The organism is Rhodococcus sp. DN22 (genome assembly GCF_036669995.1).
Classification (GTDB): Bacteria; Actinomycetota; Actinomycetes; order Mycobacteriales; family Mycobacteriaceae; genus Rhodococcus_F; species Rhodococcus_F erythropolis.
The window spans coordinates 6,319,053-6,343,705 of sequence record NZ_CP133326.1 but is presented as its reverse complement, the minus strand read 5'-3'; the positions used below and the strand labels follow the sequence as shown (position 1 = coordinate 6,343,705).

Sequence of the window (24,653 nt, the reverse complement as noted above, 5' to 3'; positions counted from 1 at the left end):
CCACTAAATACTACACGAGTTGTAGTATTGAAGCTGCTGTCGACCACGGCTCTCCCGGGCCGGTGATCATTCGTCGAAGAATTTGCTCGTAGAGTTCCCCCAACGATTGCACCGTGCCTCGATCGAACAATGCTGTGGGGTAGACGATTCCAACGTCCATCCCGATCGTCCGGCCGACGGCGTCGCGTCGCTCGACGAGGTGAAAATGCAGATCACATTTCGCGATGTCCAACGGTCGGGGCGTGATGTCGACGTGCGTGGCGCCGATATCGAAGTGCGAGTCGGTGAACACATCCAACGAGAGCGCAACCTGAAAGAGTGGATGTCGCCCGAGATGCGGTCCTGGGTCGATATGTGCCGCGACCGTCTCGAAAGGGACATCCGAATGATCCAGTGCCCGTACTTTGCTGGCATGCGCAATGGCGATGACGTCCTCGAACGTCGCCGCTGCGGCGATATCGGATCGGATCGCAACAGTATTGACGAACGTACCGACGATCGTTTCCAGCTCCGGATCTCTGCGACCGGCGATCGGCGTCCCGATGACGAGATCGCTCGTGCCGGTAGCACGGGCGAGAAGCACCAGGAGACCGGCCCGCAGAACGGTGAACCGGCCGGTTTCATTGGCGCGGGCGACCCGATCGAGCCCGTCGGTGATGTCGACGGCCAGCTGCAGGTCGATTCTGTCGCCGGTGACGTCCCAGGACGAGGATCTGGGTCGGTCGGTCTCGACAGCAGTATCGAAAGCGAGGCCTTCGAATTCTCGGCTCCAGAAGTCGAGATCCGGCGACCCCGGGCGCTGCGCTGCCCAAATGCTGAAGTCGGTGTACTGCAGCGGCATCTTCGGCCAGCCCGGTGCGCGTCCCGATGCACGAGCTCGGTAGGCGACAGTGAAATCCTGGGCCAGTAGGCGGAGGGACCAACCGTCTGCTGCGATGTGGTGCACCGAGCACACAACAAGGTGGATGCCCGGTGCCTTCTCGAACAGCGTCGCCCGAATCGGAAGCTCACCGCGAACATCGAACGCTGCGGCGAGGACCTCGTCGACCGCGCGCGGATCGAACGCAGTGATACCGAGAACGGACTGCAACCGCGCTGGATCGTCGACAACGACTTGCCGCGGACCCCACGGTGAATCCGGGTAGATGGTGCGCAAGCTCCGATGTCTGACGAGCACATCGACGAAGGCTGCTTCGGCCGCGGAGGTGTCGAACGGTCCGGTGATCTCCGCGGCGAACGGAAGGTTGTACAGCGGCAGCTGTGCTGCGCGGTCGATGTGCATTTGCTGCGGTGCCAGTGGGATCACCGCAATGCTCTCCGCTGCGCCCGGCACCGGACGCCCTGGGCGGGGCCGATCGGCTGGATGCGCCTCGATAAATGTCGAGAGTGCCCGTACCGATCCTGCATCCACCAGGTCTCGTATCCCGATGTCGACACCGAGTTCGGTGTTCAGGCGTGCGATCACTCCGGTTGCAGTGAGGGAGTCGCCGCCCAGGGCGAAGAACGATGCATGCATGTCGATGACCGTAAGGCCGAGAACATCCTTGAATGCCCGCGCAACAGCATCTTCTGTACAGCTCCCGGGTTCTGTGTCCACACCGATTGCGACGTCGCGCTTCGGCTCCGGTAGCGCAGTTCGGTCGAGTTTGCGGTTGACGGTCAGCGGTATCGACTCGAGCACCGTGATGGTCGCGGGAACTGCAGATCCCGGAAGTATGTTCGCGAGAAAACCTCGAACCTCCTGCGGATCGAGCGGCTGCGCTCCGTCGCAGACGATGTATCCGTCGATGCGTAGGTCACCACTGTGGGTACGGCGGGTGGTGGATGCAGCCGCCGTGACTCGGGGGTGCGTCCGGAGTGCGGCATCGATTTCACCGAGTTCGATGCGATTGCCACGGATCTTGACTTGGTCGTCGGTCCTTCCGACGAACGCCAGGGAGCCGTCGGATCTCGCTCGTGCCATGTCGCCGCTGCGAAACAGTCGTCGACCGGCTCCGCCGAGCGGGTCTGCCACGAATCTCGATGCGGTGGCGGCGGCCCGGTTGCCGTATCCCCGTGCGATTCCGGTGGTCGCTATGTAGACCTCACCGACCGCCCCGGTCGGAACCGGTCGCAGGGTCCGGTCGAGGAGGTGGATTTCAGTTCCCACCATGGCGGTTCCGATACCGATTGCCTCTCCGGCGACCAGGGCATCGGTCATGGTGACGCTGCATGTGGTTTCGGTGGGGCCATACGCGTTGAGTAACCGACGCCCTGGGGACCATGCGGCGACGACGTCTCGCGGTGCCGATTCGCCTCCGATGATGATCGTCTCGATGTCGGTGAGGTCGGAGTAACCCAGTGTCACCAACGCAGATGGCGTGATCAGCAGATGCGTGAGGTGGCGGCGCGCGAGCAGTTGCGTCAGCTCGGGGCCCGCGTATGCCTGCGGCGGGGCGATGACCAGGGTCGCCCCTGCTGCCGCTGATGCAAGGTGTTCGACGATGGCGGTGTCGAATCCTGGCGAGGTGAGATGGCAGACTCTCGACGAGGCATCGAGACCATAGCTCACCTCGATCTGCTGCACCAATGCTCCGATGCCCTCGTGGGTGACGACGACGCCTTTCGGCTCACCGGTCGAACCCGAGGTGTAGATCACGTACGCCGCATTCGATAGCGAAGCCTTGCGCGTCGCCGGTCGACGCCGGGTTTCGTCGCTGCCGGCGACGCCGATGTCGAGCCAGTCGATTCCGCCGCCCGTCCAGGCGGGTTCTGCACTCGACCTGAGCCCGAGGACAGCGCGGCTGTCCCGCAGGATGTAGTCGGCCCGGCTATCGGGCAGTTTCGGGTCGATCGGCACGTAGACCGCACCCACGCGAGCGACCGCCCAGAACGCGATGACTGACGCGATGGATCGTGATATACACACTGCGATTGCAGCTTCCGGTCCGGCCCCCCGCTCTGTCAACCTCCCCGCCAGGTCGTCGACACGCTCGTTCAGTTCGAGATATGTCAATACTGTGTCTCCGTCGTCGACCGCAGTCCGCTCTCCCGCGTTCCGCACCGCAGCGTCGAATGCGTCGATCAGAGTCATGCTCGAAGTCGCTGCGGCCCCGGTCGATGCGGTGGGTGGTTCGTCCGGCAGGAACAACTCGAGGTCGCAGACGGCGGTATCGGTGACGTTCGGGTCTGCGAATCCGTCGAGGAGATGAAGAAACCGTTTGTGGTGGAGGGCGAGATCGCCGGCGGGATAGACGGCTGGGTTGGCCTCGAAGTCGATGCGGGGGCCCTGGCCGGTGCGGCCGGGGTAGATGTCGACGGCAAGGTCGGCCACCGGTCCAGTGGTCAAGATGTGGATCTGCCCGTCGACACCGCCCAGGCGGACACTGTTTGCGAACATCATCACGTTGACCGTGGGTCCGAAAGATGCTGCCGAGAGGGGTGATTCACCGGGTGAGGTGGACGATGTGCCGGGCCTGGATCGTTGGTGGCGCAGTACCGTGCCGAGGGCTGTCTCGGTCAGTTTGATGGCACCGCCGACGGTCGTGCGTCCAATGCCTGGCAGGTCCAGGGGCACAACGTTCGAGGTAGTCGATCCGCCGCGCCGTAGCAGCGCAGTGGAGCGAGCGGACACCGGGAGGGACAGTCGCACGTCGGTCGAGTCGGTCATGCGGGCAACAAACACTGCGAATGCTGCGATGACAACGCTCGACGTCGTGCGGCCAGCGAGCGGCGTGAGGACAGCGTGCTGGCTCGATGCGGCGACACCGCCTGCGGTCATCGACATCGGTTGCGGTGCAGCACTGCCCGCGAGCGACAACACCCCGGTACGGGAGTGTTCGAGTGCCGATGCGCGCCAGAAGTCACGGTCTCGTCGTGCCCGCGCCGACCCTTGATACTGTCGGTCTTCCTCCACGAACGCCGCCGGTGACGTCGCATCGTGGGGCGCTGGTTCTTCGCCGGCCATCACGGCGGTGTAGATCGCTGCGCCGCGCTCGAGTACTCGGACCGAGGCGTATCCATCCAGCGAGATGTGGTGGGCGCAGGTGTACCACAGGACATGATCGTCGGACAGGCGGAAGAGCCGGAGCCGGACCAAGCAGCCGTCGAGTGGGAACGGGCTTCGGCAGTCCCGCTCCATCCACTGCAGGGCAGCCTCCCGTGGATGCTCGACGCCGCGAAGGTCGACCGTCTGAGCCGCATCACGGACGCTGCCAGCGAAGGTCTGACTGGGACGACCGGCGGCATCGACAATGCGCATCGGAGCCGACGAATACTCGGTGTGGGCCCGCAGGCCACTGCTCAGCAGCGCATCGACATCGACGCTGCCGGTCAATTCGACATAGTAGGCGATCACGAAGGGGATGTCCGGCGACAGCTGCTGGGCATGCCAGATATCGAGCTGTGGTGTCGTCAACGCCAACACGTCGTCGCCCATGTGAACCCTCTCAGAACAGTTCATCAACTACTACATGATCGGTAGTATCCAGATTAGCGTCGTCACCGAGGCCGCGCATCGACGCAGCGAAGAGCGGCCGACCGAGATACCACCAAACCCCCTATAAGAAGCCTTACTCGCGTGTTGCTGAAGGTCCCTTGAGGATGAACGGGATGGGCTAGAACGGCGCTGGGTCGGACCACTCTCAGCGCTCTTTCAGCACCCTGTGGGCACTATGAAGCCAAGTCCATCGACTGGTCGACCTCCGCAGAACACACAAGGTTCGCGATCGATCGTCCAGGAAAGTTCGTACCCGAGTTGCAGCGCACGCACAGCGTCTTCCCAGCAAACTCGCACACTCTGGATCTCGAGGCCCTCGACCACGCGGGCCGATATCGGAAAGGCCTCGCATGACTACACCGGAATCCGGCTTTCGTAGAACGCGTATCGCCACTGCGGCAGTGGCAGGAATCGGGGTCGCCGTCGTGATCGGAACCTCGACCCTGGCATTCTTCGATACCCAGAACACCGGTACAGCCAACGCAGCGACTGTCTCGGATACGACCTCGACTAAGCAATCAGCCAACGGAACCAGCACCACCACGAACCCATTCGGCACCTCGCCACGTGTCTCGTCGGGATCCGGAACACCACACAGCACCACCCACGGCTCATGAGTACTGTCGCCGACAATGACTCGGTAGCCGAGTCCCGTTGGCAGATATGGAGCACCGACGCTCATCTCGTCGTGACCGACCCGATGTCGCTCGAGGCTGCGGAATCGATGGTGCGCAGCGAACTCGACGCGGTCGATCGCGCATGCAGCAGGTTCCGGCCCGATTCCGATGTCATGAACCTGGCCGGCTCACATATCCGGCCCGCCCCCGTCGGTGCCGTACTCGCCGACTTCGTGCACGCGTCGCTACAGGCAGCCGAATTCACCGACGGTGCAGTGGACCCGACGCTCGGCTCGGCGATGATCGAGCTGGGCTACGACCGGGACTTCTCACTGCTCGAACCACCATCCGAGGGTTCCTCCACACCCGTGTCGTTCGTACGCCGCGCCGACTGGACGATGGTGACCCTGCACGACGGCGTGCTCACGGTTCCGGAGGGCGTTGTACTGGACCTGGGAGCGACCGCGAAAGCGCTGGCAGCCGACCGCTGCGCGGCACTCGTCGCGTCCGAACTCGGCTGCGGAGTTCTCGTCTCTCTCGGAGGTGACATCTCGACGAGCGGTCCGCAACCGAGCACGGGATGGCATATTCGAGTGTCCGACGGCGACAACCAACCATCGACGACGATCACCATCGGATCGGGCGTCGGAGTTGCCACGTCGAGCACCCTGCGGAGGCGATGGTCGAAAGGCGGAAAGACTGCTCACCACATCCTCGACCCGCAACTCTTAGTTCCTGCCGACCCATACTGGTGCACAGTCACCGTCGTCGCACAGAGCTGCTTTCTGGCAAACACGGCCAGTACCGCCGCCATCGTGAAAGGCCCGTCGGCCGTTCGATGGCTGACAGACAACGGCCTTCCCGCCCGAATGATCGACGCCGACGGCGACACGACACTGACACCCGGATGGCCCCATAACAGTGCCCACATCGGACATCCGATCACCGAGGAGCACTGATGGATCAGGCATTGTGGGCACTCGGACGGGGAACAGGCATCGCGGCGTTGGTGCTACTCACCCTCTCCATGGCATCGGGAATGGTGACGCGATCGGGGAGACCGATCCTGACGCTCCCACGATTCGGCGTCGTGGAACTCCACAAGAACACGTCCCTGTTGGGGTCGCTGCTCATCGCGATCCACGTCGGTTCACTGTTCTTCGATCCCTACGCACAGCTGAACGTCATCGACTCGGTGGTCCCGTTTCTCGGGCAGTACCGGCCGTTCTGGCTCGGCCTCGGCACCCTCGCCGTGGATCTGATCATCGTCGTCGTCGCCACCGCTCTACTGAAGCACCGACTGGGGCACAAAACATTTCGAGTCGTCCACTGGTCGACGTACGCCCTGTGGCCGATTGCCCTCGCCCATGCCCTGGGCAACGGAACCGACGTCGGACACGCATGGTTCCTCTCCATTGCTGCAGTGTGCGCGGCACTGGTGACAGCCGCGACGACGTTCCGACTCCGCCACGACTTCCTCGAATTTCACCACACCCGAGCAGGAGCACAGCGATGACGACCTCGAGCCTCACTCACATTTTGTCCGGTGCCGCGTTCGACCTCGACCGACATGCGCACATGTTCGGGCCGGTGCCTGCGGGCGATGATTCGGTCATCGCGGCTGTCTCACGTTCCGGCCTGGCCGGGCGCGGTGGCGCAGGTTTTTCGGCCGGGGCGAAGATGGCCGCCATCACCGGTCGCCGCCCGGTAATGATCGCGAACGGATCCGAGGGCGAACCGCTGAGCAGCAAAGACGCTGTCCTACTGTCCGATTCACCGCATCTCGTTCTCGACGGCCTCTCGATTGCCGCGGCCGCAGTGCGCGCCACGGATGCATTCCTGGTCGTACCCGCCTCGCATGCCGAACGGTTGCGCAACGCCATCGCCGAACGGCGACACAGTCGTTGGGATCGCACCGATGTCCATGTCGTCGCGTCCGCCGGACGCTTCGTATCCGGGGAGAAAACGGCTCTGATCGCGGCGGTCGAGGGGAAGCCGCCGATTCCGCGATCCTCGCTGACATCGTCATCGAAATCGGGAGTGAAGGGGCGCCCGACTCTCGTGCACAATGTCGAGACTCTCGCGCACGTCGCCACCATTGCGCGATTCGGCGTCGACTGGTTCCGAGCGTCCGGAACTGCCAGCGAACCTGGAACGATGCTCGTGACGTTGTCCGGTGCGGTGCACAACCCCGGCGTTGTCGAGGTACCGATCGGAAGCCGACTCGAGTGGGTTGTCGGCGATATCGGACGAGCAGACATAGACCACACTCGCGCTGTCCTGGTCGGCGGTTATCACGGAACCTGGATCAACCGAGCGGACCTCGCAGGGCGACGCCTCTCGAAAGAATCACTCGCCGCGATAGGCGCAAGTCCGGGAGCGGGAGTGGTACACGCGCTTGCAGTCGACACCTGCGGTCTTCGTGCCACGGCCGACATCGTCGACTACCTTGCACGGGAAAGCGCCGGTCAATGCGGGCCTTGCCTGAACGGGCTCCCCCGGCTGGCATCGGTGTTCGGCGACCTCGCCTACCACCGTCCCGGTGAACAGACGCTGAACGAGATCCGCCGCTATGCCGGGCTCGTCGACGGGCGCGGTGCATGCCACCATCCCGACGGAACCGTACGGCTCGTCCGGTCGGCCTTGACCGCATTCGCCGACGACGTGCGCCTGCACAGCACCGGCCACTGCGAAGCGAGAGCTCTCTGGGGAAACCGATGAGAACCGACCGAACATCCGACATGCAGCTTCACATCGACTGGACGCGCTGCGACGGCCGGGGCCTGTGCACCGAATTGCTCCCCGAGATCCTCTCCCGCGACGAGTGGGGATATCCGCTTTCAGCGAGCCCTGCGCCTGTTGTGCGATCGAGATCACTGGGTGATGCACGCAAGGCCGTCGAATTGTGCCCACGGATAGCGTTGTCGTTGCACTCACCGGACCGAACGACACCGTAGAGCCGTCTCGACACGAGACTGTCAGAGGAACCGGGGCCACAGGATGACTCGGTCGATTCCGTGAACCGACGCGATCTCTGCGTTCGGTGTGCCTAGCCGAGCATCCTGCGGATGCGGTGTGCCGGATGTCGCGGCCGTTGCCGTGGTGGATGCAGGTGGTGGCGACGGCGACACACCTCAGGATCGCCGAAGCAATGCGGTCACCAGGCGAACACTTTGCCTTGTGGACAGCTCCGGCAGATACGCCTTGGTGATTGCACTGCCGATGCTCGCCAACGCTGCTGGATCGGGGAACGCCATGTACATCGGGCTGTATTCGGGTTGGAATTTGGATTTGAACGCGAGCAGTGATCGAAAGCCGTACACCGGTTCGAGAGTTCGCCCGAGCAGGTCCAGGGATCGATCCATCACCCCTGTGGCCGGTGAATCCGATGATGCAGCAGTCACCGCATGTGCCAGCGGAGCACCGGAAAGGCTGAGGAACTGTGCGCCTTCGTCTTTGACCATCATCGCAGCCGAAGCGATCAAGAACTCGATGGCCGGCCGGAAACCGTCGGCGCGTCGGCGCATGAAGTCCATCGTCCACCCCACCACGATGCCGTCGCGATAGACGGGCATCCAGGAGGTGACAGCGTGCACCGTGCGGTGCTCGTCCACGGCAATGAGGCAGCGGACATCGCGGTCGTCGAGTTCGTTGAGTCCACCGAGGGTGAACCCCATCTCGGGCATGCCTTTGTCGGTCATCCATTCTTCGGAGATGGCCGCGATCTGGTCGGTGATCGCGAAGGGTGCGTCCGGGTAGGAGAGCCATTCGGCGTGCACAGCAGCTTTCCCGGCGCGGTTGAGTGCTGTACGCACGTCCTGAAACTTCTTCCCGGTGAACGCCAGGGTCGACAAGTTCAGGACCGCCTCCTGGGCGACCTGCACACTCGACCACCCGAGCGTGTCGGTGACCGAACGAACCTCGCCCGACACCGAATACAGGCACGGTGTCCAGCCGTTCCCGACGCAGAAGTCCGCGAATCCGAGCAGCGTTGCGCGCAGATCGCCCGGGGGACACACCGGGCTGCCGGTGGTGACAGCGACACGGCCGATCACCCGATATGCGATGAAGCCCGTGCCCGAGTCGTCGAACCAGTACTGGTTCCCCGGCCACGTGGTCATCCACGACAGTGATCCCCCGCCGAAGGACCGCAGGATTTCGCGGGCGCGGACGACATCACCGGAGTCGACTGTGTAGGCGGGTTTGGTGAAGGTTCGGAACATGGCGACGGTCTGCACGAGCCAGAACACCACTCCTGTCCACTCGAAGAGCAGCGTCGCTGGCGTGTTCGTGGGTAGTAGGCGTGGGTCGAGCCACTGCAGGTCCACCGGTGGGATGAGACGGTTGGGAAATTCGGCGATGAGCGCGGTCGGTGTGGCCACCGGGTCGAACCCTGCCCGTGCAAGCCAGCCGGCACCGACGAAGACCACGAACAGGGTTGCCACTGTCACCGCCGCCGCGTACCCGAACCGGCGGTACGTTCCCGACGGCGCGGCAGCATCGAACAATCCACGCGACCACAGCAACAACGCCACAATGACGATCGGAGTCAGTACCGGTATCGCCGATCTCGCGATCTGCGATGTCTCGTCCAGGCCGTAGAACACCGAACCCGGTGTGACACTGTCGATGTAGCGCAGCACCACGTTGAGCACGGCCAACCCGATCAGCACCGCCTGAGCGATTACGGCGGTCCACCAGGCACCGCGCCGACCACGCCGGAGCCCGTCCGCTACCGCCAGGACGAACACCGTCGGCATGATCGCCAACAGTGTGGGGCCGATCCCGGAAAGCCTCAGTGCAGCAAGCCCTTCCCTGCATTCTTGGGGATCCCCTCCTGCCGCGCACAGTGCGCGGATATCGCCCACTGTGGCCTCGGATCCGCCGAAGACATCTTTCAACCCGGCGAACGGGCCGATCGCATTCGGGGAGAGTGCGGCCAGGATCGGACCGATTGCGCTGGCCGCGACCACGAGTGCAATGAGCAGACGACCCTCTCGTTGCGTTCCCACCATCGGTTGACGCCGCGTCGGCCGACCGAGCAGCAGCGGGCCGACGCTCAACCCGATCGCTGCCGCCACGAGCCGGATGACGTCTTGCAGGTGACCACCGAAGAGCACCAGGGTGATCAACAACGTCACCGTCACCACCCGCACCCGCCACCGCCACAACGTGCTCATCGACACCGTCGACGCCATGAGCACCCCGACGATCCACGTGGTCGGACTTACCGCGACACCACTGTGCAACGTCGAGGCCCATCGCAGGCCGATACGCTCGGTGATCGAGGTGAACAGCACCCCGCCGGCCGTTCCACCCAGTTGTGTCAGCACCGCGGCCGCCACCCATCGCGGCGTTCGGAGTCGCTTCTCGAGCGGTGCAGCGACGAGCAGCACCAGAAGCGTCGCAAGCAGATACCCGGTCAGGCTCGGCGACCACAGACCGGCCGAGAGCAGTGTCCACACTCGGCCCTGCCGCAGTGACTCGGTCCCGACACCGACCTGAGCCAACACCGATGGGCTCGGGCCGTGCCCGACACTCGACGTCGCGATCGCCGCCGCCCACATCACGAGGACGAACAGTGCGCTCGCCGGCGCACGAACTATGTTCTCGCGCAGGAACGCTCCTGCCGAGGCTGTGTACCGGGGTAACGCTCGTACGGCGGATCTGGCGGCGGCGGTGAAGTTCACCGCGCGCTCCTTTACCCGGGTGCTGTGTGGTATCGAGTGCTTCACGATCTCAGGTCCTCCTCGTTGCGGACCGCGCACGAGTGGTCCTCGCGCGGTTCCGATCGCATCGCGAGCCGACAGCTCGCCCGGGTCCTACAAGATCTCCGAATCTTTTCGCCGCCCTGTGGTACTCGCCGCCCGTCGAGTCCATCCGGTCCAGGGGCCAGCGCCGGGTCATGGCGTCAATCCCAACCGGGTTCCCAGCCACGGCAACGACTGCGAGAGCCCCGGTCCCCACACGCTCCAGCTGTGTCCTCCCGGGAGTTCGAGGTAGCGCACGTCCACCCCGGCAGCGGTGGTCGCGGCCAGTACTCGTTGTGCCTGCGGGCCGTACGTCCGGTCCGTGCTACCGGCGACGATGGTTCCGGCGGTGTCGGGCAATCGTGTGCGCGCGAGGACGTCGAGGGGGTTCACCGCGGCGAAGGCGACGGGGTCACCGCCGAAGAACTGGTCCACCGTCTGTCGACGGGTTCCCACTGTCGGTTCGTCCTGCCCGGAAATATCGAGGAACGTGGGATACACGGCCGGGGCGTTGACGGCGAGCTGCAGTGCGCACGTTCCTCCGGCCGACATACCGCCCACAGCCCAGTGGCGAGGGTCGGGATCGATCTGGAGTGTGGAGCGGATCCAGGCGGGGACGTCCACGGACAGGTAGGTGAAGGCGTGACCGGCAGGAGAGTCCACGCAGAGGGTCTGAGCGAGCCTGCTGCCGAGTGGATCGGCCACCACGACGACGGGGGCGAGACCGGCGTTCGCGGCGGCGTAGGAGTCCAGTACGGCATCCAATCTGCCGCCGTCGAACCAGTCTCGCGGTGTTCCCGGTTGCCCGGGGACCAGGACCAGCACCGGTAGCTGCGCGCGCGGAACACTGAGATACGCCGGTGGCAGGTAGATCCACGCTTCCCGAGCTCGGAATCCCGACATCAGCCCCGGGATGCTCGCCGTGGACACGATCCCTGTGCTGGGCATCGACGTCGGCGGTGACCAATTGCGGCTCAGTGGCACTCCGGGTTGCGCGTTCGTCAGCGTCGGTGTCGTTCCTGGTACCCGGGAGAAATCCACTTGCGAGGCCAGGTTCAGCCCGAGGGCGGTCCGCACGGTCGGGTATGCACCGAAGTGGTTGTTCACCTGTGCAGCGCCGCTGATCACCACACAGGCCACAGCAACCAGTGACAGCACCTTCATCCGCACCCGCGCTGGACGCAGCAACGCCATCGCCAACGCCGCTGCACCGAGCCCGGTCCAGAGCACCGCAACCACCGGAAGAGGATCGGGGAACGGTCGCCAGAGAACGTCGACCGACACCATCAGGATCGCTGACACTCCCGCCCCGATGAGCAACGCTGCCGGTAATCGGCGACACCACCAGCGGCGCCCCCGGCCGAGCGCGAGCACCAGCAATGCCACCACTCCGAGCCCGAGCAGGGCGGCGCGCACCGGGCCGTAGAGGACAGGTATGTCGATCATCGACATGACGTCCTTTCACAGGTGACTCCGAGGCCGCCTTGTCCGGTCCCATGCTGTCCCAGCACCGGCCTGCCCGCACGGAGAACGCCCGTATAGGGGGTTGGGTAAGAGGATCGGCGCAAGGAACGTGCGGCCCTCACGCAGGGTCGGGCAGGAGCTCGCCGTTGGCTTTCTGCGGTTCCCCGGTCCGTCGGTGGGTCGGGGCGGGGAGAGTATCGACAGGGCCGTTGCGGACACGGATCGCCTCGGCGACGACGAAGCCGACGAGCACGGTCAGCACTACAGCGGAGGTCCATTGAGTTCCCCATCCCAATCCGCCGTGGTCGGTGGGCTTGCTCAGGAAGTCGCCGCCGGTAGCGCCGAGGGGGCGGGTGAGAACGAACGCGATCCAGAACAGGGCGATGCCATTGACGGAGGTCAGGTAATGGGCTGCGAGTAGCGCGATCATGACCGCGAGCAGGATCAGTGCGCTGGTGCGGAACCCCAATCCGAGACTGTCGGCGAGGAAGTCGCCACTCGAGGTACCGAGGCTGTTGGAGAACAAGATCGCGATCCAGTACAGAGTTTCGCCGCGTGCGGTGGCGATGTTCTCCACGTCGAGGGTCTGTCCGCTGCGCCACCACAGTAGGAACACCACCACCAGACCTGTGGTGAGCAGGACCGCTCCGCCGGTGTAGCCCAGTCCGCCTGTGCGGTTGAGAAGATCCGACAACGTCGTGCCCGCGGTGCTGGTCAACGCGATGACCGTCCAGAACAGGGCCGGGTGGTAGCGCCGGGCTCGTAGCTGGAAGATCACCGCGATCAGGAACAGTGCCGCGAAGACGACGGTAGCGACGAGGTACCCCACGTGCAGGGTCTGAGCGAGCAGATCCCCGCCGGTCTCGCCGAGGGTGGTGGCGAGTATTTTCACCACCCAGAACGATGCCGTGATGTGGGGAAGTTTGCGCGCGACCCGCAGCGCGGATCGGCCTGTCGTGGGCGGGTCGTCCGAAGCGGTCATCGAGAGTCCTTGTCCAGTCGCAGAAAATGCCCACCCGTGCGGGCCACCGCCGGCGCGGCAGATCAGAGACTGACATCTGCTTGTTGAAGAACCGCTGAGAACGCGCGCTCAGCGGTTCAGCGGAAGGCGGATCTCGAACCGGGCACCGCCGGCCGGCGACTGCGACACCGCCACCGTCCCTCCGTGCGCGGCGACAGTGCCTGCGACGATGGACAGTCCCAGCCCTGTGCCGCCTTCATCACGTGTTCGTGAGGAGTCCAGGCGCACGAAACGGTCGAACACTTTCGCGCGCTCGGACTGCGGTATCCCCGGCCCGTCGTCGTCGATCCGGATGATGGCGTGTCCTGCCGATTCGGCGCAGGACACAATGATGCGGGTCCGGGCGTGGCGGACGGCGTTGTCGGCGAGGTTGCGCACCACCCTGCCCAGCGCGCTGGGGTCACCGGTCACCCGAACGGGCACGATCGACGACTCCACCAGTACCTCGGACACGGCCTCGATACGTTTGCCCTCCTCGTACAGCAGGTCGTCGAGATCGACATCGACCGCCGCGACGGGCAGACCGGTCTCGTCCGACCGTGCCAGAAGCAGCAGATCCTCGATCAGTCGACGCATTCGGCGCGCTTCCGGAAGCAAGGACTCGTCGATCATCGCCTCATCGAGAAGGTCGGGCCGCGACGATGCGAGTTCGAGAGCTGCGGTGATCGTGGACAACGGACTTCGTAGTTCGTGGGATGCGTCGCTGACGAAGCGTTGCTGCGCTCGTTGTCCGACCTGCAAGCGTTCGAGCATCGCGTTCATCGTCTGTGCCAGGCGGGCGATCTCGTCGCGGGTTTCGGGTACGGGAATACGTTCGTCGAGTTGGCGACTGGAAATCGACGCCACCCTGGACCTGATCCGTTCGACCGGGCTCAATGCCGCACCGACGAGGCGGTACGTCGCGAACGCGACCAGGGCGATCACGATGGGACCGACGACGGTGAGCAGGATCGCCACTGTGGACACGACGTTTTCCACCGGTTCACGGTCGGCCCCGACCACCACCGTCACCGGCCCGGAGGGCGATGTGGCTCCCTGTGCGGTAACCCAGAAGTCGCCGTCCTCACCGTAGGACACTCGGCCCAGATCACGGGTCGCGGCCGGGGCAACCTGCTCGGTCGTGACAGGCGCAGCGCCATCCCCTCGGGACTGCGCTCGTACCGTCCCCGATCCGTCGATGACCTGAATGATGCCGATCTGCCCGTCCGTGGCCAGTAACGAGTCGTCGATCTGCGCTGCGGTGTCGGATTCGAGCTGTTCGGCGACCTGCAGGCCGCGGGCAGCGGCAGCAGATCGAGCGGAGTTCTCGAGCGAGTTGTACAGGACCCCGAGGAGCGCACCGCCGGCGATGACGAGGCAGACGGCGACAACCACTGTCGATGCCACCGCCGAGCGCACGCGGACGGTCCACGAACGTGGTCGCAACAGATCGAGGGTCGAGTGCATCAGGTCAGTGTCCCGTGTCCCCTCGTGAGAAGCATCTGCTCTTCAGCGTCTCTTCAGGAACGATCTGCCAGAGTCCACGACCATGACCACGACCACCGCGCGCATGTTGGCGAGCAAAGTCCCCGAAGTGACGCTCTTGTTCTGGGTCATCAAGATCCTCGGTACCACCGTCGGAGAGACGGCCGCCGATGCACTCAACGTCGATCTCGGGTTCGGCTTGACCGGAACCACCGTCGTCGTCGGTGTAGTGCTGGCCGCGGCCCTGATCTACCAGTTCACGCTGCGCCGGTACGTGCCGTGGGTCTACTGGCTGGTGGTCATCCTGATCAGCATCGCCGGCACGTTGATCACCGACAATCTCACCGACAACTTCGGTGTGCCCCTGGCCATCAGCACCGGGTTCTTCGCTGCCGGCCTGATCCTGACGTTTGCAGCGTGGTACATCAGCGAGGGAACACTGTCGATCCACAGCATCAGAACCCGGCGCCGTGAAGGGTTCTACTGGCTGGCGATCCTGTTCACCTTCGCGTTGGGCACCGCCGCGGGCGATCTGGTCGCCGAGCAGCTCGCACTGGGATACCTGACATCGGCATCTGTGTTCGCGGCGATCATCGCGGTGGTCACCGCCGCGCACTACGGGCTACGACTCAATGCCGTCCTCGCGTTCTGGATCGCCTACATTGTCACTCGCCCCCTCGGCGCGTCGATCGGCGACTATCTCACGCAAGACAAGAACCTGGGCGGCCTCGGACTGGGACCGACCGTCGTCACCGCGGTGTTCGGCGTCGCCATCGTCGGATCGGTGGCGTATCTGAGCATCTCCCGCGCCGATGTCCTCGACACCACCACCGTCAGCTCCGGGACCTCCGACGCAGCGCACAGCGCATGACACCGCCCGTCGAACATCACCCGAACACCGGCCGGGCGCGGCGCACCACGCCGTGCTCACGTACCCCGCGAGTACCGCGCGGTGCGTGCCTGTCCATTCACCGATAGTCCTGGCGCGCCCCACCGCACCGACGGCCCGCTGTGTACGACCGTGGGCCTAATCGACCGATACCAGACACAGGCAGCGGTCGCTCCCGACCCACCGGGCCGATCTCGAGACGAGGATCGATGACCGACACGGCAGACACCGAACAAGCACGCGTGTTCATCACCATGTTGCACGCCGAGATCGCCGTGATCTCGGCGCGAATCGAAGGAGCCGAGAAGATCGCCCGGACGGCCTGGGAGGTCGGCCGAACATCCTCTCGCCGTTGGTATGCCGACGATGCACGTATCCAACGCACGATTCTCTACGAGCTACATCGTCAACTCGATTCCCTGCACACTCGCTTCCCGGGTGTACGAGTGCCGGAGGCACCGAGGTCACCGTCGACGCCGGAGAGTGCCGGAGGCACCTCACCCCTGACCTCGTCGAGGCCTGCGCCCACTCACCGTGAACGAACACCGTGATCAGGGCCGCAACCGAGAAGTGCAGGACCGTCGACCGATTCGACGAACTACCCCAACTCATCGGAGCCCCTGTAGCTCGCTGGTCGACAGCAGCTCCAGCTGTGTCCGACGATGTGCAGCGGCACTGCGCTGCGCCGCGCGATGTCGACCTCACTCTCAGGTGTCCACAGGGATCCTTCAGGAGCAGTCGAGCATATTCGGGGTTGTACCGCACGCAATCAGATGTGCATCCGACAACCGAAGGAACCCTCGTGAACATCAAGAACAGGATCGTTGCGGTCGCCGCCGTCGTGCTGGCCGGAGCATCCATCGGCGGTGGCATCGCAGCCGCACAGACCCTCGAACAGCCCACAGCCTCGAACAGCAGCGTCGTCGACACTCCCGAAGCGGGCGACACACCGGACGCACCGGGCGCAGCAGATGTGCCCGAGGCCGGCGACACACCCGACGCACCGGGCGCCGCAGACGTACCCGAGGCCGGCGACACACCCGATGCACCCGGTTCCGTCGACAAGCAGGAAACGGGCGACACACCCGATGCACCGGGCTCGGTGGACCTACCCGAGGCCGGTGATATCGTCGACGCCCCCGGACAGTAAGTTCCTCGCTTCACCCCGCAGCGCCCGCAGGCCCGTTGGCCTCCGGGCGCTGCCCCTATTTCATCCCAACCCTGTTGCTTCCGAACGCTTTTCAGTGTTCCTTCAGTCTCGTCCGCGCATGATCGAGATGTACCGGATCACTTCTGGCAGGAGATACCACTCATGCTCGCACCGACTCGCCCGACACCGCCGGACCACAGCGACGACCGACAGATTTCGCGCCGCGAGGTGAAGATCTGGAAGCTTCTCGCGGCGGCAGCACTCGTCGTGCTCACCCTTGCCTCGGTGTCCTACGCGCGAGCGCTGCTGACCCCGGGATATGCGACCTGGAACGACAAGACATCATCATGGATCCGCGACCATGGGGGTGGCCCCGTCCTCAACGCCTACGAGAACTGGCGCTACGCGAGCCCACCGTCGGACACCCCACCCGATCTGTCCGGATTCACCTCGGCCACAGCCATTGCCGGCGGCACCCCGACATCGTTCGCCACTCTCCCCGTTCTCCCCACTGTCACCGGATCGCCGGCTCCGACATGGACACCCGGCCGCACGGGAGCCGATGGAACTCCGGTCGCCTACATTTCGCACTACCAGCCGGACCCGGCCCATCGCAGCGCAGTGGCCGGAGTAGCGATCGTCTCCGGTTCCGCGACGGTCGCCCACCTCGTCGACGGCACGAGCCAACCCCGCACCGACGGCAATGCCGCTGCATCGGTACCTGGTTCCGAGGTACCGAATCTGGTGGCTGCGTTCAATTCCGGGTGGAAGATGAAAGATCTTGCCGGCGGATATTTCTCGAACGGTGTGGCGCGGCAGGACCTGCAGAACGGCCAGGCCTCGGCGGTGGTCGACGACTCCGGGCACCTGAGTGTCATCGACTGGAGCAGCGGCGCGGCAGTGGACCCGCACATCGTGGCGGTGCGGCAGAATTTACCGCTGATCGTCGACCACGGCTCGATCGCCGCGGGCGTGCACTCGAACGCCGACAGCCGCTGGGGCAGCGCGAAGAATCAACTGCAGTACACCGAACGATCGGCATTGGGGACCACCGCGAACGGCGACCTCGTCTATGTAGCGGCGTCGAGAGTCGACCTCTCCACCCTGGCGCAGGCACTCGTCGATGCCGGGGCGGTGACCGGGATGGAGCTCGACATTCACACAGGGCTGACCGAGTTCAACTCCTGGACAGTCGATCACACCGGGACGTTGACACCGACGACGATCTTGCCGGGAGTCCAGAACAGACCCGACCGCTACCTGGCCCCGGATCAACGCGACTTCTTCTATCTCACTCTCACGACGCCGACGCCGAATCAGCAGTGGGCCGCAGCGGACACCGCGTCGACGCCGCCGAGCGTGGTCGACGCCGCGGGCATCTAGGGCGCACCCCAGCGGCCGACACGGCTCCTGTCGACCGAAAGAAGCCACCGGCCAACAGGTGCGGAGTACACGAACGGCGAGGGTGTCGGTGCCGCAGAACGAGGATGCTCAGTCGGCCGCCGCGACGGTGAGGCGGTATCCGACCCCGCGGATGGTCTCGATGCTCTTGAGCCCGAACGGTTGATCGACCTTCTTGCGGAGATAGCCGATATAGACCTCGACGATGTTCTCGTCCCCGTCGTAGTTGACATCCCACACCGACCGCACGATCTCGGACTTGGTCACCACGGTGCCGCTACGCCGCATCAAGAACTCGAGCACACTGTATTCGCGCGGGGTCAGCGCAAGTTCTGCACCGCCTCGACTGACGCGGTGGCGCGCGGGATCGAGTTCCAGATCGCCGGCAGTGAGCACCGCGGGGCGCTCGGGAGCTCCCCTTCGCATCAGGGCGCGCAGGCGAGCAACCAGCACCACGAAAGAGAACGGCTTGACCAGATAGTCGTCTGCGCCGAGATCGAACGCATCGGCCAGATCGTATTCGCCGTCCTTCGCCGAGAGCATCAGGATCGGTGTCCACACCCCCTGCGCCCGAAGATCTCGCACGATGTCGTAACCGTGTTTGCCCGGCAGCATGATGTCGAGAACGAGCGCATCGAACTCCCCCGTCGCTGCACTGTGGAATCCGTTGTCACCATCGTGTTCGACCTCGACAGTGAACCCATCGGCCACCAGACCGCGACGCAGCATCTCCGCCAGGCGCACTTCGTCCTCGACCACCAGTACCCGCATCGACAACTCCGTCCGTATAAGTCTGGCAAGTACAACAGACCCATGCCGAGATACCAGACTCGCTCTCAGCGGTTCTTCAGCAGCTCCCCAGCACACTGATCCCCGTGCTCCTTTCCTCATCGATCTCCGCCGTACACGCCACGGCCACCGAAGTGTTCACCGAAGCCGCAACCGCCGACGTCGAGATCGCGGGGCTGGTGATCGCAGTCGGCCTCATCGCAGCCGGGCTCATGCTCCGCATGCGCCGCGACAGGGCCGGCGCGACGGTCTTCGGCGCACTCGGTTACGCCTTCGCCGTTCTGGTGCTCGCCGTCGCAGTACACAGCAACGGCTGGCTGACCGGTGCCGATACCGCAGTCGCTCGATGGTTCGTCGATCATCGCAGTGCGACACTCGACCAACTCGCCGTCGCCGTCACCACGGTCGGTGGCCCCGCGGAGACCGCCGCACTGGGCCTGATCGTCGCAGTGGTTCTGGTGTGGAGGACGAAACGGTACGGCCCGGCACTGGTGCTGCTGGTGACCGTCGCCTCGGCTTCGATCGCGTGCACGCTGTTGAAGCTGATCGTCGGCCGTGAGCGGCCACCCCAGTCGATCCAGATGATGCTCGAAACCGATCCGTCGTTCCCGTCGGGGCACGTCACCGGCACCGCTTCCCTACTGTTGATGCTCGCGCTCATCGCCGGTGCGCGGCGATCGAGACCAGTACGAGCATTGCTGCTCGTCATTGCCGTCACGCTGACCGTTGCCGTGGCGTGCACGCGGATGTACCTGGGCGTCCACTGGCTCACCGATGTCGGTGCCGGCGCGCTCCTCGCGGCGGGTGCGGTCACCCTCGGCTCCTATGCGCTGCATCGTCTCGACTCCGCCGGCGATGGCACAGAGTCGACGCCACCTCGACTACTCATGAACAGGATCTCGCTATGACATCGGGACTGACCGGCGGTGTTCTCGACCCGAGCACCCTCGTCGCGACATTCGGATTGATCGGTCTGCTCGTGGCGTTGTTCGTCGAGACCGGTCTGCTGATCGGGTTCTTCCTCCCCGGCGACTCACTGCTGTTCACCGCAGGAGTGCTTGTCGCGCAGGTCGATCCGTTCGTTCCCCTGTGGGTGATCCTGGTGTCCGCACCGATCGCAGCCGCGCTCGGTGACCAATGCGGATACATGATCGGCCGTGCCGCCGGGCCCGCCGTCTTCGACCGACCCGGCGCCAAACGGCTCGGCCCTGCGCAACTCGCGCGCGCGCAATCGTTCTTCGACACCTATGGTGCCCGTACGATCGTTCTCGCCAGATTCGTTCCCGTCGTCCGGACACTCGCACCCGTCATGGCCGGTGCGTCGGGGATGAAATATCGAACCTTCCTCGTCTACAACATCATCGGAGCCCTCGCCTGGGGTGCCGGTGTACCGATGCTCGGCTACCTACTCGGCGGAATCCCGTTCGTGCGCAACCACATCGAGATCATCCTCATCGCGGTAGTCGTACTCTCGATACTCCCCCTCGCCATCAACTACCTGCGCTCTCGTTTCCGAGGACACGCACCGGTCAACCGGCCCGACCCGGACACGAGCATGTCCCCGCGCTGAACAACAGAGATCTGACAACACCGGCGTCGAGACCACCGGGCGCATCGACGAACCGAGCCGATCCCGCGGCATCGCCGCACCGACGAACCCGAAAACCCCAACGGTGCTCTTTGTCATCGGAGATGCTTGACTCGCTTGCTGGCGATTTGTATCTGTGGTCCCGATACACCGGGAGTTCAGCCGGGTAACGACGCCGTGTCGGGTAGACGAGAGGAGGAACAGATTTCGGTGTCGATGTCCGCGAGCACTCATCGGTGGCGTATCGCTCGGCACCCCCACGCCGGGAGTGGTGTGGACGCCGTCGTCATCATCGCAGCCGGCACCATCCTCCTCACCCGATCAGCTCTTCAGCTGCTGGGGTATCCGCGGGTCGGTAGCGGTCCACTGCACATCGCCCATCTGCTCTGGGGCGGTGTGGCCCTGACTGTCGCCGCACTGACCGCACTGTCGGTACTCGGCGACCGAACGCGACCGATCACGATCGTGCTCGCCGGGATTGGACTCGGACTGGGCCTCGACGAGATCGGCAAATTCGTCACCACCACCAACGACTACTTCTACAAGCCGGCGGTGGCCATCATGTACGTCCTGCTCATCGCTGTCGTGGCCACCTCCCGCCTGGTCCGTGATCTGGTGCCGCGTCGACCCCACGAAGACCTTGCCGCGGCAGCCTTCATCGCTGCGGACGGGGTCGTCCGCGGACTCGACCATCACCGCCGCGCCCAAGCCCTCGACTATCTCGCGCGCGCGAACGCACACGAACGACGACAGGTCACGCAAATCACCGCACTGCTCGCCAGCTGCACCGAGCGACCGCCGACGCGGTGGCGACGACGATGGTCGACGATCGGGAACTGGCGTGTACTGCGCTACCTCGACCACAGCATCTGGATTCGACTGTCCGCACTGGCCCTGGTGACGTACTCCGCGTTCGGTCTGTCGTCGGTCAGCATCCTCGGCACCGAAACCGTCGACGACATAACGCAATTCGCGCGACTGCTCGATGCGGCAGGGTCAGGGCTTGCGCTCGTTCTCGCACTTCCCGCTCTCGTCTGGCGTACCGACCGCAGGTGGACTCTCGAGGCCGTGCGACTGTCGAGTATCACCACGCTGATCTTGATTCAGATCGTCGAATTCGCGCAGTCCCAATTCTCCGCACTCGCGGATCTGCTGGTCGGACTGGTCACGTTGTCCTTGATCTCCAGGGCGATCGCGGTGCGCGCGCGTCGCCGGAACGACGTCGTCCGTCCTACGACCTGACGGAGTCGACGCTTCAAACCCATGCGCTGCGAACATGCCCGGGCCATTGGACATCCAGCCCGCCGAAACATCAAGACGTAGAAATGACAGAAGGCGCGCACGATCATCGCCGCAGTCAGCGCAGACGATGATCGTGCGGCCAGCTCCCTGATCGATGACATCAGCCGTCGTCGCGCTCCGGTTCGCCGTGTTTGTCGAGAATGTCGACGAGCGAGTGCAAGAGTTCGTCGACGCGGTCGTTGATGTCGTCGAATCGATCGTCGAGATCGGCAAGGCGGATGTGAGCGTTGCGGCGGGCACGAATTCCATGCTCGTAGTAGGCATTGTCCAGAACGACGCTCGAGTAACGTATTTCGTCGTAGAGAACGTCACCGTCTGTGCCGTTCTCCGTCCACAGGACTCGCGGACGATGCTCGGACGGACGGCCGGTCAGGTGCGCGCGGGTCACTGCGGACAACGACTGCGCCGTGAGCGGTTCCGGAATCCAGGGCGTGTAGCCCCAACGGTCGATGCGGACCACAAGTGGCTCACCCGCTTGCTGCGCTGTCACCACCGGAAACGCAGACGTCGGCGGTGAGCGATCGGGGTCGAGAAATTCGCGGAGCACCGAGATACTCGCGAAGCGATCGAGCATCGACTGAATCTGCGCCCAGCGCCGGTACACCGTCACCGGACCGGACTCACCGTGACTGCCGAGCATGTTCGGGGTGACCCGGTACAGGCCTGAAACAACCAGGTCCAGCCCCGCGACCTCGATGTCGCCTCGGCGCAGCACACTGATCTCACGGTAGGTCAGACCGGCGGACACCAAGGTCAGTATCAGTGCATCACGCCGACCGAACAGCCCGTATGGCCATCCGGACGTCGGAATGCTGTCGATGATCGATGCAGCGCCGCCACGGATTTCGGCGAGACGTTCCCGGCGATGCTCCGCGAGAGCGAGTCGAATGGGGACCGAGCGGCCGGGTTCGGTCATTCCGCGAGTGCGGTGAGCGGCGTTGACAGCGGCGACTCGGCGTCGCTGCGTGGCGACGCTGGCGGGATGGTCGGCGAGAAACTCTGCCAGTGTGGATGGTGCAGCCGGCAGCGACGGACGGTCGGTGGCAGCGCACCAGTCAAAGAACAGTGCCCATGTGTGTTCTGCGGAGCGGTCGAGACCCGCGACGCCATGGGGCACCGAGCTGAACGCAATTCCGTTCGGTTTCATAGTCCGAGCTCGGTGACGGCGTTGCCGAGCAGCGGCGCGTTCTCGCGGGCATAGATTTCGACCATCCCAGGGGTCGTGTGGCCTGTCTGGCGCATGATGGCGTGGGCGTCGGCGCCGTTCCGGAATGCTTGGGTGACGAATCCTGCCCGCAACGAATGCCCACCCAACTGTGTGACCGTCTCGGGATCGAATCCGGCGCGAGCGGCGCGGCGACGGATTGCAGCGTGCACCGCAGCCCCGGAGAGGGCGGTGTCGGAGAGGTTGCCGTTCTTGCGGATGGACCGGAACAGCGGCGAGGATTTGTCGGCGGTGGGCAGGGAGCCGCGGCAGACATGGGCATCGAATGGTGTTGCACGGAAGAGCAGTCGAATGACGGCGATTCTGCCGCCGGTGTCGAACGCTGCGACGATCTTCAACCATCGCACCCACGCGCAGACCGGGCAGGATTCATAGCGGTCGGTGAACGGAAGGGCTTTCACGGTTCCGGTACCGTCCTGGTCGGTCTTGGACTTGCGGATCTGTACGTGCGCGCCGTCGAGGCGGTCGCGGCGGACATCGCGGCATTCGAGCGCCACGAGTTCACTGCGCCGAAACGCGCCGGTGTATCCCATCAGCAGTAGCGCGGTGTCGCGGCGTTCGAGCACCTCCGACGCCCAGTCCGCTGCAGTGCGTCGGGCGTGGTCAACGATCGTGGTGATGTCAGCGGTGAGGAGCGGGGCACGGGGATTTCGGGGCCGCTCCCCCGCAGACGCATAATCCCGACGAATACCGGCGAGAGTGGCGCGAACCATTTCGTGGCCGCACGGGTTGTTGTGGCCAACAGCGCGGTGACGGTCGGCGATCGCCGCGATCCACTTGCCGAACGTCGACGGTGCATACGCCCGCGTCCCGTCGACAGTGAGCGTGTCGGCGGCGGCGACGAGGTAGGCCGCCACCGTCGCGGGATGCGCAGGCAACGCGTGGTGCCCGGCGACGGTGCACCAGGTCTCGAAGCGTCGCCACGCCGAATCGTAGGCGCGGCGAGTAGCAGCAGACCGTGCCGATGCCATCGACCGTTCGATTCGCGCGGCGACCTCGCTCGACAGGTCCGGAAACACCGCCGCACCACTCACCGGGACGATTGAACCCACGTCCGGGACCTCGCTGAGCTGCCGTTCTGCCATGGTAGGGACTGTAGCGAGCACCCCCGACAGGCTTCTCAGGTCGAATGCACGCTGAGCAGGCGTTTCAGCGGGGACGGTGCGGGAAGGAAAATTCTCGTCGGTCACCGCACAAATAACGTGGGTGACTACAGGCAGCGATTGTCCTGGCTCATTGCATCTGATGCCGACACAGTAAGTCTGATGCGGCGGAGCGCCTATCTGATGCCTGGCGCAGGAAATCTGATGCGGGCCCCAGGTCACGCCCGACGTTGCGAGGGCTGCGTAGGGCAACCGAAGTGCAATCGGCCTGGGCGACAGTCAACAGATTTCCATGCGCATCAGATTCAGTGAGCCGATGTCGAACGTGGCAACTCAGGCCATCTGATGCACCGCTGGTCGAAGGTTCGTTGCGGCATCAGATTCGCTGAGTCAGGACAGCGATCGATTTCCGC

Annotated in this window: 20 protein-coding genes; 12 read left to right on the top strand and 8 right to left on the bottom strand. The window is 64.6% G+C overall.

From position 1 onward, the window contains the following. Positions 1–10 precede the first annotated feature (10 nt). Positions 11–4,417, bottom strand: a complete 4,407-nt coding sequence (locus RA302_RS29270) for a non-ribosomal peptide synthetase (RefSeq protein WP_030537375.1) — start codon at positions 4,415–4,417, stop codon at positions 11–13. 410 nt (positions 4,418–4,827) lie between these two features. Here RA302_RS29270 and RA302_RS29265 point away from each other — a divergent pair, with 410 nt between their 5' ends. From RA302_RS29265 to RA302_RS29245, 5 genes are read left to right on the top strand one after another with little or no spacing between them, the layout of a single operon-like run. Next, entirely contained in the window at positions 4,828–5,094 is a 267-nt protein-coding gene (locus RA302_RS29265; protein WP_030537374.1) for a hypothetical protein, read from the top strand. Then, entirely contained in the window at positions 5,091–6,053 is a 963-nt protein-coding gene (locus RA302_RS29260) for an FAD:protein FMN transferase (RefSeq protein WP_030537373.1), read from the top strand. The genes RA302_RS29265 and RA302_RS29260 overlap by 4 nt, the downstream gene beginning before the upstream one ends. Beyond that, the gene (locus RA302_RS29255; RefSeq protein ID WP_030537372.1) at positions 6,053–6,610 is read left to right on the top strand and encodes a ferric reductase-like transmembrane domain-containing protein; all 558 of its coding nucleotides are present in this window, start codon (positions 6,053–6,055) and stop codon (positions 6,608–6,610) included. Before RA302_RS29260 ends, RA302_RS29255 begins: the two co-directional genes overlap by 1 nt. Then, positions 6,607–7,815 carry an NADH-ubiquinone oxidoreductase-F iron-sulfur binding region domain-containing protein gene (locus RA302_RS29250; RefSeq protein WP_030537371.1) on the top strand — a complete coding sequence of 403 codons (1,209 nt, stop codon included), beginning with the start codon at positions 6,607–6,609 and terminating at the stop codon, positions 7,813–7,815. Before RA302_RS29255 ends, RA302_RS29250 begins: the two co-directional genes overlap by 4 nt. Further along, positions 7,812–8,051 (top strand): ferredoxin, encoded by a 240-nt coding sequence (locus tag RA302_RS29245; RefSeq protein ID WP_030537370.1) that lies wholly within the window; start codon positions 7,812–7,814, stop codon positions 8,049–8,051. The genes RA302_RS29250 and RA302_RS29245 overlap by 4 nt, the downstream gene beginning before the upstream one ends. Positions 8,052–8,228: 177 nt before the next feature. Here the strand turns inward: RA302_RS29245 and RA302_RS29240 are convergent, their stop codons facing one another. From RA302_RS29240 to RA302_RS29225, 4 genes are all read right to left on the bottom strand, one after another. Then, entirely contained in the window at positions 8,229–10,784 is a 2,556-nt protein-coding gene (locus RA302_RS29240; RefSeq protein ID WP_338478818.1) for a DUF2156 domain-containing protein, read from the bottom strand. A 213-nt stretch (positions 10,785–10,997) separates the two neighbouring features. Further along, entirely contained in the window at positions 10,998–12,290 is a 1,293-nt protein-coding gene (locus RA302_RS29235) for an alpha/beta hydrolase-fold protein (RefSeq protein WP_225320205.1), read from the bottom strand. A gap of 136 nt (positions 12,291–12,426) precedes the next feature. Continuing rightward, positions 12,427–13,290 (bottom strand): hypothetical protein, encoded by an 864-nt coding sequence (locus tag RA302_RS29230; protein WP_051649567.1) that lies wholly within the window; start codon positions 13,288–13,290, stop codon positions 12,427–12,429. 108 nt (positions 13,291–13,398) lie between these two features. Next, positions 13,399–14,775 carry an ATP-binding protein gene (locus RA302_RS29225; protein WP_030537366.1) on the bottom strand — a complete coding sequence of 459 codons (1,377 nt, stop codon included), beginning with the start codon at positions 14,773–14,775 and terminating at the stop codon, positions 13,399–13,401. A gap of 82 nt (positions 14,776–14,857) precedes the next feature. Here RA302_RS29225 and RA302_RS29220 point away from each other — a divergent pair, with 82 nt between their 5' ends. The 4 genes from RA302_RS29220 (at position 14,858) to RA302_RS29205 (ending at position 18,215) form a co-directional block, all read left to right on the top strand. Further along, entirely contained in the window at positions 14,858–15,664 is an 807-nt protein-coding gene (locus RA302_RS29220; RefSeq protein ID WP_080712791.1) for a hypothetical protein, read from the top strand. Between the two features lie 227 nt (positions 15,665–15,891). Continuing rightward, positions 15,892–16,233: a hypothetical protein gene (locus tag RA302_RS29215; RefSeq protein WP_030537364.1), complete on the top strand. Its 342-nt coding sequence runs from the start codon at positions 15,892–15,894 to the stop codon at positions 16,231–16,233. Between the two features lie 251 nt (positions 16,234–16,484). After that, positions 16,485–16,832, top strand: coding sequence for a hypothetical protein (locus RA302_RS29210; protein ID WP_063836248.1), 348 nt, complete (start codon positions 16,485–16,487; stop codon positions 16,830–16,832). A gap of 162 nt (positions 16,833–16,994) precedes the next feature. After that, on the top strand, positions 16,995–18,215 hold the full coding sequence (locus tag RA302_RS29205) for a phosphodiester glycosidase family protein (protein ID WP_030537362.1): 1,221 nt from the start codon (positions 16,995–16,997) through the stop codon (positions 18,213–18,215). Positions 18,216–18,323: 108 nt separating this feature from the next. On the opposite strand, the gene RA302_RS29200 is transcribed toward RA302_RS29205, so the two are convergent. After that, positions 18,324–19,004 carry a response regulator transcription factor gene (locus RA302_RS29200; RefSeq protein WP_030537361.1) on the bottom strand — a complete coding sequence of 227 codons (681 nt, stop codon included), beginning with the start codon at positions 19,002–19,004 and terminating at the stop codon, positions 18,324–18,326. Positions 19,005–19,108: 104 nt separating this feature from the next. Between RA302_RS29200 and RA302_RS29195 the strand changes: the two genes are divergently transcribed. From RA302_RS29195 to RA302_RS29185, 3 genes are all read left to right on the top strand, one after another. Next, entirely contained in the window at positions 19,109–19,930 is an 822-nt protein-coding gene (locus RA302_RS29195; protein WP_051720934.1) for a phosphatase PAP2 family protein, read from the top strand. Next, positions 19,927–20,592: a DedA family protein gene (locus RA302_RS29190; RefSeq protein WP_051649571.1), complete on the top strand. Its 666-nt coding sequence runs from the start codon at positions 19,927–19,929 to the stop codon at positions 20,590–20,592. The genes RA302_RS29195 and RA302_RS29190 overlap by 4 nt, the downstream gene beginning before the upstream one ends. Before the next feature lie 228 nt (positions 20,593–20,820). Continuing rightward, positions 20,821–21,852, top strand: a complete 1,032-nt coding sequence (locus RA302_RS29185) for a hypothetical protein (protein WP_155277940.1) — start codon at positions 20,821–20,823, stop codon at positions 21,850–21,852. Between the two features lie 160 nt (positions 21,853–22,012). Here RA302_RS29185 and RA302_RS29180 read toward each other — a convergent pair whose 3' ends face one another. Together RA302_RS29180 and RA302_RS29175 are read right to left on the bottom strand one after the other, a co-directional pair. Further along, positions 22,013–23,059 (bottom strand): hypothetical protein, encoded by a 1,047-nt coding sequence (locus RA302_RS29180; RefSeq protein ID WP_030537357.1) that lies wholly within the window; start codon positions 23,057–23,059, stop codon positions 22,013–22,015. Continuing rightward, positions 23,056–24,222, bottom strand: coding sequence for a site-specific integrase (locus tag RA302_RS29175; RefSeq protein ID WP_030537356.1), 1,167 nt, complete (start codon positions 24,220–24,222; stop codon positions 23,056–23,058). The genes RA302_RS29180 and RA302_RS29175 overlap by 4 nt, the downstream gene beginning before the upstream one ends. Between the last annotated feature and the right edge of the window lie 431 nt (positions 24,223–24,653).